The sequence below is a fragment of the Cupriavidus sp. GW822-FHT06G04 genome, from assembly GCF_058799075.1.
Window position 1 is genome coordinate 373,466 of record NZ_JBXALD010000005.1, and the last position, 10,816, is coordinate 384,281.

The 10,816-nt window shown below is 64.6% G+C and carries 9 protein-coding genes; 7 read left to right on the forward strand and 2 right to left on the reverse strand.

Translation table 11 applies throughout. From position 1 onward, the window contains the following. Positions 1-12 precede the first annotated feature (12 nt). Entirely contained in the window at positions 13-645 is a 633-nt protein-coding gene (locus AC1RKI_RS14525; RefSeq protein ID WP_492795856.1) for a response regulator, read from the reverse strand. Positions 646-973: 328 nt separating this feature from the next. Beyond that, on the reverse strand, positions 974-2,743 hold the full coding sequence (locus tag AC1RKI_RS14530) for a glycoside hydrolase family 19 protein (protein WP_492795858.1): 1,770 nt from the start codon (positions 2,741-2,743) through the stop codon (positions 974-976). A 438-nt stretch (positions 2,744-3,181) separates the two neighbouring features. Between AC1RKI_RS14530 and AC1RKI_RS14535 the strand changes: the two genes are divergently transcribed. The 7 genes from AC1RKI_RS14535 to AC1RKI_RS14565 all read left to right on the forward strand — a co-directional run bounded on the left by AC1RKI_RS14535 (position 3,182) and on the right by AC1RKI_RS14565 (position 10,813). Beyond that, positions 3,182-5,494 (forward strand): glycosyl hydrolase family 18 protein, encoded by a 2,313-nt coding sequence (locus tag AC1RKI_RS14535; RefSeq protein ID WP_492795859.1) that lies wholly within the window; start codon positions 3,182-3,184, stop codon positions 5,492-5,494. An 83-nt stretch (positions 5,495-5,577) separates the two neighbouring features. Continuing rightward, positions 5,578-5,997 carry a type II secretion system major pseudopilin GspG gene (gene gspG / locus AC1RKI_RS14540; protein WP_157779685.1) on the forward strand — a complete coding sequence of 140 codons (420 nt, stop codon included), beginning with the start codon at positions 5,578-5,580 and terminating at the stop codon, positions 5,995-5,997. Further along, positions 5,994-7,196: a type II secretion system F family protein gene (locus AC1RKI_RS14545; protein ID WP_223506182.1), complete on the forward strand. Its 1,203-nt coding sequence runs from the start codon at positions 5,994-5,996 to the stop codon at positions 7,194-7,196. Before gspG ends, AC1RKI_RS14545 begins: the two co-directional genes overlap by 4 nt. A 62-nt stretch (positions 7,197-7,258) precedes the next feature. Then, positions 7,259-8,860, forward strand: a complete 1,602-nt coding sequence (locus tag AC1RKI_RS14550) for a GspE/PulE family protein (protein ID WP_222156749.1) — start codon at positions 7,259-7,261, stop codon at positions 8,858-8,860. A gap of 2 nt (positions 8,861-8,862) precedes the next feature. Continuing rightward, entirely contained in the window at positions 8,863-9,726 is an 864-nt protein-coding gene (locus tag AC1RKI_RS14555; protein ID WP_492795861.1) for a hypothetical protein, read from the forward strand. After that, a complete protein-coding gene (locus AC1RKI_RS14560) occupies positions 9,723-10,295 on the forward strand; it encodes a hypothetical protein (protein ID WP_061959197.1) in 573 nt (190 codons plus the stop codon). The genes AC1RKI_RS14555 and AC1RKI_RS14560 overlap by 4 nt, the downstream gene beginning before the upstream one ends. Then, complete coding sequence (locus AC1RKI_RS14565; RefSeq protein WP_061959198.1) at positions 10,292-10,813, forward strand: hypothetical protein; 522 nt, start codon at positions 10,292-10,294, stop codon at positions 10,811-10,813. The genes AC1RKI_RS14560 and AC1RKI_RS14565 overlap by 4 nt, the downstream gene beginning before the upstream one ends. Positions 10,814-10,816 lie beyond the last annotated feature (3 nt).

The window sequence follows — 10,816 nt, forward strand, 5'->3', positions numbered from 1 at the left end:
GATCGGCTGCACTCAGCGCTGCGCCTGCACCAACCCGCGGCGCTGCGCTTCGAGAATGGCCTCGACGCGGCTGACCACGCCAAGATGGTCGAGAATCGCCGCCACATGCACGCGCACGGTGTTCTCGGACAGGCCAAGGTGATAAGCGATCACCTTGTTGGAGCGTCCCAGGTTGAGCTGGCCTAGCACTTCGAGCTGGCGCGGCGTGAGGTGGCTGGGCTGATAGGCGTCGGCGCGCAATGGGGCGGCCGGCTCCGCGGCAAAGTGCGTGCCGCCGGCCAGACAACTGGCTATCGCCTGCTCGATCTCGCGCGCATCGGCGGATTTGGAAAGAAAACCGGCGATCTCGCGCCGCGCGTCGGGCGCAATGCCGTCGATGCCCGAAGTGCCCGACACGATCACGATGCGCGCGGTGGGAAAGTGGCGGCGCAATACCTTGATGCCTTCGATGCCATTGAGCCCGGGCATCTGGATATCGAGCAGCACGATATCGACCGTTTGCTGGCCGTGCTCGTGCGTGGCCTGCATCACCGACCCGGCCTCGAGGATCGATCCGACGCTGGGGCTGTCGGCCAGCAGCAGCTTGAGTCCGGTGCGGAACAGGGTGTGGTCGTCGATCAGCAGCAATCTGGCGCGGGCAGACATGGGAGGCGGGCAATGTGCGGGGGGCGGCATAGGTCAGGATTGGACTGGATTCCCGCCCGCTTGTCCATGCCTGCCCGCCCTACGGTTTCGCGAGTAGTCCGGAAAGATTATTGGCGGCGTAGCACCCGGATGCCAGCATCGATCCGTGGGCAATTTCCGCGACTTGTCCATACCACTTTATCTACCCGCTCCCTCCCGGCTGCGGGTATTTTTTTGACACCGGCGGCAAGCCGGTGGCGCTGGTGGCCCGGGGCAGGCCATGTCCAGTGATTCCACCCCGGGCCGGCGCCATGCTACCCACCCCATCAAACCAGTCCGCCTTGCGGCGCTATTTCAGTTTCACGTTCCATTCGGTCTCCACGCACTTGACGTAATCGCCGGGGATCAGCGCGCTGAACTTCTCCTGATAGTTGACCAGCATGCAGCGATATTCCTTGCCCTCGTGCCAGTCCTTCACCCAGGTGGTGTCCACCGCCGCGCTGCCGCGATCGGAGAACTGCTTCATGCCCGCGCACCCCAGTACTTCGTCCGGCGGCACCGTCACGCCAAGCTCCTGGGCGAACGCCTTGTAGTACTTGATCCGATTTTGCGATTGCGCGATTTCCGATGAGCCGCCGCATTCCACGCCGCCGTTGATGATCATGGTTGTCACGCCGAACCCGGGCACCAGCTTGCTTTGCTTGTCGACCGAATTCGGTTGCCAGCTGCCATCGAGCACGCTCTGCATCGACGGCTTGGGCGGCTGCGGATACATGAAGAAGAACACGGCCGAGGCCAGGTTCAGCCAACTGGTGGCCACGCGGTCCGGATCGTTGAGCAGCACTGAGGTGTCGCCGTACATCACCTGCGAGAAGCTGCCGTAGTTGTAGTTGTACGAAAGCTGCTTGGCGCCGCGCCCGTAATACTTCTTGAACGATCCGTCGGCGTTCTTGCCGCAGGCGTAAAGCTGGCCCTGCCAGATGTCGGGTTTGCATTCGGCGTTATAGCCGCATCCGGCACCCGTCTCGCTGCAGCCCATCTCGCGCACCCAGTGCAACGCCTGCCGGAATTCCGGGATGTCGGAATGGATGTCGTGCTCGCCAGTTTCCTGCGCGAAGTGGGCGAACATCGTGGCCAGCGTCTTGCGGCAGATCGCATCGGCGTTGCGGCCGTCAGTGTAGTCGGCGCACACCGCCGGGAACTTGGCGATGGCCTGCAGGAAAGCGCGATAGGTGTAGGCCGGATCGCGCCGCGGGAACAGGAAATTCCATTTCTCCTCGGTGACGATCTTTTCCACGCGCTTGACGTTGGGCGGATTCGACGACGCGCCTGCGCTCGTGGCTTCCACCACGGCGTTGCTGGCGGTGCGGATCGATTCCTTGATGGCTTCGAGCTGCGGCGTATTGGTCAGCGTCTTTTCCACCGCTTCCGCCTCGGCGCGCGTGGGCGCCGGCACGGTCGGCGGCGGCGGGGTAGGCGTGGGTGTCGGTGCGGGCGTCGGCATCGGCTCGGGCGCCTTCTGCGGATCGCAGTCGCCGCTAGCCTCCCACGGGCCGCCATCGAGCGGCGTCGTGTTGTTCGAACTGCCTTGCGTCCACCACTTGGCGCGGTAGTTCTTCGCCTGGTACGAGGCGACGTTGTTCTCCGTGTAGATCGTGGTCCGGTTCCAGGACGGATAGCAGCCCGGCTTGCCGGCGGCCGGTGAAGGCGCTGGCGCTGGTGCGGGTGCGGGTGCGGGGGCCGGTGTAGGCGCCGGTGCTGGCGTGGGCGAAGGCGAAGGCGCTGGCGTCGGTGCTGGCGATGGCGATGGCGATGGCGATGGCGATGGCGATGGCGATGGCGTAGGCGTAGGCGTAGGCGCCGGCGTTGGGACGCTGGCGCACTCGCCCTTGTCCTCCCACGGACCCCATTGTTCGGTGCCCGGCACGTTGTTCTTCGTCCACCACTTGTTCTGATAGACGCGCCCGTTGTAGCCCACCAGGTTCCCTGGCGTGGGGTAGGTGGCCGACGCGCTCCACGCTGTCGGGCATGGTGCGGCCGCTGCAGGCGAGGCCAGCACCGACAGCACGCAGCCGGCAGTGACGCCGGCAATGGCATTCAGGGAAATCGGTGGTCGCACGCTGTTTCCTCCTTGCAGTATTTGTTCGCTGATCGACGCGGTCATTACGGGTATGAATTTAATATGGATTGGCCCGGATATTCGATCTGGCGATCATGCATGTTTTTACGATGCGCCTTCAACTATTTGAAAAGCGCCGTCAATATCGCAGTCAGATTTTTAATAAATAAATCACCGTGTGGGCCGTGCGTGACTGCGCGGTTAAATATTTAATTTCGTTGGAAAACGGCCATGATGCTTGGTTTCCGGCGGATTGAGGCATCCGTTTCTGACAGCTTCAAATGCCCCGTGCGGCGGAAATAATTAGCTTGCCTCACTTTGTTATCTGGCCTACTTGTATAGCGCCGGCTCAAATGTGTTGGCGCCAAATTGAAAAGTTTGTTCCTGTAATTATCAAGGAATCAGGCTTTCGCGTAATAGAAAACACGAGGTGAATTCATGCGATATTATCGAAGAGGCCGACTTTTCGCGGCGACAGCCATCGTACTGGCGGCATACGCAGTCTGCGCATCGGCTGCTGACTGGCAGGACGGCGCGTCCTACACGGCAGGCACGACGGTGACCTACCAGGGGCGCAACTACCAGGCGATCCAGAGCCATACGGCGGCAGCGGGAGCCGGATGGAATCCGGCAGCGTCGCCAACACTGTGGCGCGATACCGGCCCGGCCGCTGCGATGGTTTCCACCGTCAGGCTGCCTGGAGACGTCGCCACGCGGGCTGCCGCCCCTGCGCCCGATTGCGCCGTCGAATGGTCTAGCGAGATGGCCTATCAAGCGCCGGGCGCCGTGGTCAGCTACAACGGCCACAACTACCGCAACAATTGGTGGACCAAGGGCAATACACCGGGCGCTGAACAATGGGGACCGTGGGAGGACAAGGGGGCTTGCGAAGGCGGAGCGTCGCCTTCGCCCGCACCGGCCCCGGCCCCGGCACCGGCACCGGCTCCGGCACCTGCACCTGCACCTGCACCTGCACCAGCACCGGCACCGGCACCAAGTCCCACGCCATCGCCATCTCCGGCGCCAGGCCCATCGGCTGGCACATGCCCTCCCGAATGGTCGTCCGCCACCGTCTATGCCACGAGCGGCACGCAGGTGGCGCGCAGTGGGCGCGTCTACCGTAACAAGTGGTGGACCTCGGGTGACGATCCCTCGTCCACCGGCCAATGGGGCGTGTGGGAGGATATTGGCGCGTGCGACGGTGGTGCTGCACCAGCGCCCGCTCCGGCCCCCGCACCGGCTCCTGCACCGGCCCCTGCACCAGCACCGGCACCAGCACCAGCACCAGCACCGGCACCAGCACCAGCTCCGGCTCCGGCTCCGGCTCCGGCACCGGCTCCTGCACCGGCACCAGCTCCGGCACCAGCTCCGGCACCAGCTCCCGCTCCCGCACCTTCACCGGCGCCGAGCCCGTCGGCGGGCGGCAAGGAAGTCGGCGCGTATTTCGCGCAGTGGGGCATCTATGGGCGCAACTACAAGCTCAAGGATGTCGACAGGTCGGGCAGCGCGCAGCAGCTCACGTTCATCAACTATGCGTTCGGCAACATCTACCAGAAGAACGGCGGCTATGAATGCGGCATGGTCAACAAGCTGGAACCCGGTGCTGCGGATCCCAACGCGCCTGATGCAGGCGAGGGCGGGGACTCCTTCGCGGATTACGGCAAGGGCTTCACGGCCGCAGAATCGGTGGACGGTGTTGGCGACAGCTGGTCGGGCTCCATGTCCTGGGATGATCCGCGCACCGGCAAGGTCGGGCCGCTCAAGGGCAACTTCAACCAGCTCAAGAAGCTCAAGGCCAAGCATCCGCACCTGAAGGCGTACATCTCGCTGGGCGGCTGGACGTGGTCCAAGTGGTTCGGCAAGGCCGCCTCGACCGACGCACTGCGCAGGCAGCTGGTAGCGTCCTGCATCGACCTCTACATCAAGGGCAATCTGCCGTTCGACTCGAGTGCCAATGCAGGCGGTGAAGGCACGGCGGCCGGTGTGTTCGACGGTATCGACATCGACTGGGAATTCCCCGGTGGCGGTGGCCAGCCGTACAACGTCGTAGAGCCGAACGACAAGGCCAACTACACGCTGCTGCTGCAGGAATTCCGCAGGCAGCTCGATGCCTACGGTGCGCAGACCGGCAAGCACTACGGACTGACGGTGGCCATCGGATCGGGCGGCGACAAGATCGCCAACACGGATCCGGCTGAGTACAGCAAGCCGCTCGACTGGATCAACATCATGTCCTACGACTTCCACGGCGGCTGGGAGCCGTCCGGTCCGACGGACTTCCAGTCCAACCTGTACCTGAACCCGGACAGCCCCAACGCGAAGACGGAAAACAGCCGCACCTACAACGTGGACGCTGCCGTGAAGACGCTGCTGGCCAGGGGCGTGCCGCCTTCGAAGATCGTGGTGGGCATTCCGTTCTACGGACGCGGCTGGACCGGCGTGCCACCGGGACCGAACGGCGACGGGCTCTACCAGAGCGCGGCGAAACCGGCGCTGGGCACGTACGAGGCGGGCATCGAGGACTACAAGGTGCTCAAGAGCCGGCCGGGCACGGTACGCGAGCATCCGGTCACCAAGCAGTCCTGGAAATATGACGGCACCAATTTCTGGTCCTACGACACGCCCACCACGGTGCGCGCCAAGGTGGACTACGCACGGCAGAACAACCTGCGGGGCGTATTCGGCTGGGAACTGGACGGCGACACCGCCGATGGTGAGCTGATCAACGTCATGGGTGAAATGCGCAAGTAGTCCGTCACGACTCTTCATGCGAGGCCGCTATGTCAGCACGCAACACCAGGGCGCCAGGGCGTCACGGCATGTCAGGCAGGTTCATGTCTTACCCGCTGCATCGGGGCGGCTTCACGTTGCTGGAGCTGCTGGTGGTGCTGTTGATCATCGCGCTGCTGGCGGGCTATGTGGGCCCCAAGCTGTTCGGTGAAGTGGGCAAGGCCCGTACCAAGACGGCGGCCTCGCAGATGAAGAGCATTTCGAGCGCACTGGACCGGTATCGGCTCGACACGGGCAAGTACCCGAGCGCCGAGGCCGGTCTCAAGGCGTTGATGGTCAACGAAGGGAACGCGCCGGGATGGGATGGTCCCTACATGACCAACGAAATCCCGCCGGACCCGTGGGGCAGGCCGTACGTGTACCGCGTGCCGGGCGAAAACGGCAAGGACTATGACCTGCGGACCCTGGGCGCCGACGGCAAGCCCGGCGGCACGGGCGAAGACCAGGATGTCGTTGCGCAATGACCTCGGGAGCCATGGTGGTGCGATATCGCGTGAGGGTCGATGGCGAAGGGGGAGAGCAGCAGGTGGAAGTTGTCGCGGACGACGAGGACCACTTGCGCACCATCGTCGCCGAGATGGGCCTGCAGATCGTCGAGGCCACGCCGGTCAAGCATGCGCTGCGCATCCGCCTGCGCAAGCAGGTATTCGAACGCTCGCTGTTCACGCAGGAACTGATCGCGCTGCTGGAAGCCGGGCTAAGCCTGGTGGAAACGATCGAGACGCTGCGCGACAAAAGCAAGGAGGGCATCAACCGCACGGTGTTCCAGCGCATCGTGAGCGCGCTATATGAAGGACAGCCGCTGTCGAAGGCGCTGGAGCGGCTGCCCGACGAATTTCCGCCGCTTTACGTGGCGACCGTTGCGTCGGCCGAGAAGACCGGACATCTTGCCGAAGCGCTCAAGCGCTACCACCACTACGACGCCCGCATGGCGACGGTGAGAAAGAAGGTGGTGTCGTCGATGGTGTACCCGTCGATCGTCATTGCCACGGGGGCATTGATCATTCTGTTCCTGGCGTTCTACGTGATCCCGAAGTTCAGCCAGGTGTTTGCATCGATGAAGAACATTCCGTTCTCCGCCCAGGTGATGCTCTGGTGGGGAGAACTCGTGGAACGGCACGGCACGATGCTGCTGGCCGGCATGGTGGCAAGCATTGCGGCGATCGTCATGGCATTGAAGAACGCGCGGGTGCGTGCATGGTTGATCGGCGGGCTGATGCGCTTTCCCGCGCTGGCCACTTACCAGCGTCTGTTTGCGCTGACGCGCTTTTATCGCACGCTCGGCCTGCTGCTGGCCGGCGGCATGTCGGTGGTGGCGTCCATCGAGATATCGGCGCAATTGCTGCCGCGCGCCATGCAGGACGCGCTGTTGCGCGCATTGACGGACATCCGCGGCGGCAAGGCGCTGTCGAATTCGCTACGGGCCGCCGATCTGACCACGCCGGTCGCCGAACGACTGATTCGCGTGGGCGAGCAGAGCGGCGAGGTGGCGGCCATGATCACGCGCTCCGCCGAATTTTGCGACGAAGAACTGGATCGCGCGATCGATACGTTGATGCGCGTAGTGGAACCGGTGTTGATGTTGGTGGTTGGCGGCATTGTCGGCACGGTGATTTTCCTGCTCTACATGCCGATCTTTCAACTGGCTGGCAGTGTGGGGTGACCATCGTGAATACGGAAGACGCAGTGCAGGCCGAAGCCGCCGAGCCGGTCGACAACCGGCCGATGCAGGCCAGGATATGGGACGAAGCGGGCGAGGACGCCCGCGAGTATCTGCGGCGCGTGACCGCGATGATCGGCCTGCGCGGCATCGATGCGCACACACTGGCGCAGCTTGCGCCCCAGTTCGACCTGTTGCCGTATGCGGAGGCGGTGTCACGCCACTGCGTGCTGATGCGCGACGAAAACGCGCGCCTGCTGCTGGTGCTGGCCGATCCGTTCGACGGCAACGTGCGCGTCTGGGCGATGCAGCGCATCAAGCGTGTGTTCGCCTTCGCATGCTGCGTGCCGTCAGATCTTTCCGCGTACATGGCCGTCCATGAAGGCAGCCAGCAGGCGCTCAATCCCGTCAATGTCGGCGAGGGGCAGGCCGCGGTGGCCGACACCGGCATCGAGATCACGCTGGCGACGCTGGCGAGCGACGTCAATCCGGTGATCCGGCTGGTCAATTCGTCGCTCTATGACGCGCTCAAGGCGCGCGCCTCGGACATCCATATCGAAAGCACTGCCACTGGCCTGATCATCAAGTACCGCATCGACGGGGTGCTGCAGACCACCGCCACGGCGTCCGGGCTGGATATGGCCGAGCAGGTGCTGTCGCGCATGAAGGTGATGGCCGAGCTCGATATCGGCGAAAGGCGCGTGCCGCAGGACGGCCGTTTCAAGGCGTTCATCAATCGGCGCGAGATCGATTTTCGCGTGTCGATCATGCCGTCGATCCATGGAGAGGACGCCGTGCTGCGCGTCCTTGACAAGCAGCGCGGCGAACAGGGTGCCGGAGAATTGCGGCTCGATTCGATCGGTCACGAGCCCGACATCGTCGAGGCGATCCGCGCCGTCGCGCATGAACCCTATGGCCTGATCCTGGTGACCGGCCCGACCGGCTCGGGCAAATCCACCACGCTGTACGCCACGCTTACCGAAATCAATACCGGCGAGGAAAAGATCATCACCATCGAAGACCCGGTGGAGTACGAGCTGAACGGCGTGCTGCAGATTCCGATCAACGACAAGAAAGGCCTTACCTTCGCGCGCGGGTTGCGTTCGATCCTGCGGCACGACCCGGACAAGATCCTGGTCGGCGAGATCCGCGACGGCGAAACCGCCGGCATTGCAGTGCAAGCCGCGCTGACCGGCCACCTCGTGCTCACCTCGGTGCATGCCAACAACGTCTTCTCGGTGCTGGACCGGTTCCTGCACATGGGCGTCGACATGCACAGCTTTGTCGACGCACTGCTTGGCGCGGTCGCGCAGCGACTGATGCGCAAGAACTGTCCGCATTGCATCTGTGACGACGTGGCGCCCGACGATTCCATGCTGCGGATCTCGGCGCTGACACGCGATGCGGTTGCCGGCTGGCACTTCCGCCGCGGCGCCGGGTGCGACGCGTGCCGCCACACCGGCTATCTGGGACGCCAGCCGATTGCCGAGGTGCTGCGTCTGAACGACCGCATCAAGCAGTGTTTCCTCGAGCGTCGCCCGATCGTCGAACTCAAGCAGGTGGCCCGCGAGAGCGGCTTCATTCCGCTGCGGCATGTCGCGCTGCGGGCCGTTGCCGACGGCCGCACCACGCTTGCCGAAGTCAACCGCGTCACCATCGTGGAGTAATCATGGCGCATGCATTGGTGAAGTGGTGGGATCAGGTACGGCAGCGTCTGGCAGGGCCGTCGCGTGTGCCGCGCGCGGGCGCGGCGCATCGCACCGTTGCCAGCGCGCCGCGCTCGGGCGTGCCGTTCTGGAGCCAGTCGACGCTCTGGGTCGACGGCCATCACGCCGCGCTGTTGGGGCCGTCTGGCAAGGTGCTGCATCGCCTCGAACTGCCGAACGTGGCCGACGTGCCGGCCGCGCTCACGGCGATGGAAGCCGTGGTCGCCCGGCCCCGCGTGCGTGGAATGCATGGCTTGTGCGTAGTGCTTGGCGCACCGTTCGCACGCTACCTGGTATTGCCCTGGCAGGCGCTGCCGCGTCCCGGCGACTGGGTCACGCTGGCGCGGCGTCAGTTCATGCAGGCGGGCCTGAGCGGTGTGGAAGCGTGGCGCTTCGTGGTGCCGGACGGCTCGTGGGGGCAAAGCCGCCTCGCTGCAGCCGTGCCGGAAGCCTTGTGCGGCGGCGTGGCGCGCCTGTGCAAATCGCGCGGCATGCAACTGACCGCGATCGAACCGGCATTCATGCTCGGCCTTTCCACGCAGGCCAGCCGTGTGCGCGATGGCGCGATCGCCGTGGTGGAACTCGAGCCGGTGGCCGCCGACGTGGCGGTCGCGCATATCGGCTTTCGTCAGGAGGGCAGCTGGACCGGCTTTACCGCGCTGCCGGTGCTGGGACCGTTCGCCGACGTGATGCGCGACGCCAGCGTGCTGTGCGCGACATCGCATCCCGAGCGCGTGTACGTGATCGCGTCGCAGGCCGGGTGGAACATGGTGTCGGGCACGCACGGCACCGAATGGTTGCAGGCGCCCTGGGATATCGCGGCATGAAAATCGAGCGACTGGACGCCAATCGCCCCAACCAGCCGAAGCGCTCGGCAGGACTGCTCGCGGTGCTGCTCGCCGTGGCACTGCTGATCGTTGCCGTGCAGAGCATGGGCGACATGAAGGAGCAGGGCGCGGAGCTCGACGCGCGCGAATCCGACGTCGCGCGCAACGAAGCCAGATTCGCGGCGATCAGCAACGCGCATCGCAAGGGCGCCAGCGATACGGCGTCGGCGCTGATGGCGATGCAGCGCTTTGCGGCGGAGCCCGCGCGTGATCTGGTCGAGCGCGGCTGGAATCCCGGCATGGCGTTTCTGTCGCTCGACATCATCACCGCGTCGCGCCAGATCGACCTGGTGATGGAAACGCGAACCGCGCAAGAGGCGCTGTCCTTTGCGGACTGGCTGGAACGTGAGCCCGGCACGGAAAGCGTCGCGGTGAGACGGCAGTTGGAAAAGCCCGACGGCGCGGTGAAAGCGGTCGAAACCACGTTGCAGATTACGTGGCGCCCGTTCGGCGGCGTTGCCGCCAATCGGCCGCTGCATTCCGACAACGCATCCGGAGGCAAAAAATGACACGGTGGATGTGGGAACTGCAGCGCGCGCGGTGGCGCCTGGGCATGTTCGGCACGCTGGCCGCGGTGCTGGTGCTGGCCGTGCTGCTGCTGACGCTGCTGGAGATCTGGCCGTTGAGCCGTGACATTGCCGCGCGCCGCACAGCGCTCGACGCACGCATCGCGAAGCTGCAGGACCCTCCCGCGCCATCGGCCGACGAGGCGCCGACGGAGGTCAGCGCCGACCGCCGCTTCTTCGAATTCCTGCACGGATTCCATTCGGCGGCGGAAAACGCTGCGCTGTCGATCCCGCAGATCTCGTACCAGGCGGTTGAGACGAAGGACGTCAAGACCATCAAACGCTATTTACTGGAAACCACTTTCGTATGCACGTACTTGCAGATGCGCAGCTTCCTGGGGGAATTGCGGCGCGTACCCGGCGTGCGCTGCGAACGCGTGACCATTTCAAGACAAGCCATCGCGGCAACGCAGCTCGAAGTGAAACTGCAATGCCAGTACGTCGTGGAGGTGCAATCGTGACCC

Coding starts and splice junctions, on each gene's coding strand:
- AC1RKI_RS14525 (WP_492795856.1), bottom strand. CDS start 645: ATGTCTGCCCGCGCCAGATTGCTGCTGATCGACGACCACACCCTGTTC.
- AC1RKI_RS14535 (WP_492795859.1), top strand. CDS start 3,182: ATGCGATATTATCGAAGAGGCCGACTTTTCGCGGCGACAGCCATCGTA.
- gspG (WP_157779685.1), top strand. CDS start 5,578: ATGTCTTACCCGCTGCATCGGGGCGGCTTCACGTTGCTGGAGCTGCTG.
- AC1RKI_RS14545 (WP_223506182.1), top strand. CDS start 5,994: ATGACCTCGGGAGCCATGGTGGTGCGATATCGCGTGAGGGTCGATGGC.
- AC1RKI_RS14550 (WP_222156749.1), top strand. CDS start 7,259: ATGCAGGCCAGGATATGGGACGAAGCGGGCGAGGACGCCCGCGAGTAT.
- AC1RKI_RS14555 (WP_492795861.1), top strand. CDS start 8,863: ATGGCGCATGCATTGGTGAAGTGGTGGGATCAGGTACGGCAGCGTCTG.
- AC1RKI_RS14560 (WP_061959197.1), top strand. CDS start 9,723: ATGAAAATCGAGCGACTGGACGCCAATCGCCCCAACCAGCCGAAGCGC.
- AC1RKI_RS14565 (WP_061959198.1), top strand. CDS start 10,292: ATGACACGGTGGATGTGGGAACTGCAGCGCGCGCGGTGGCGCCTGGGC.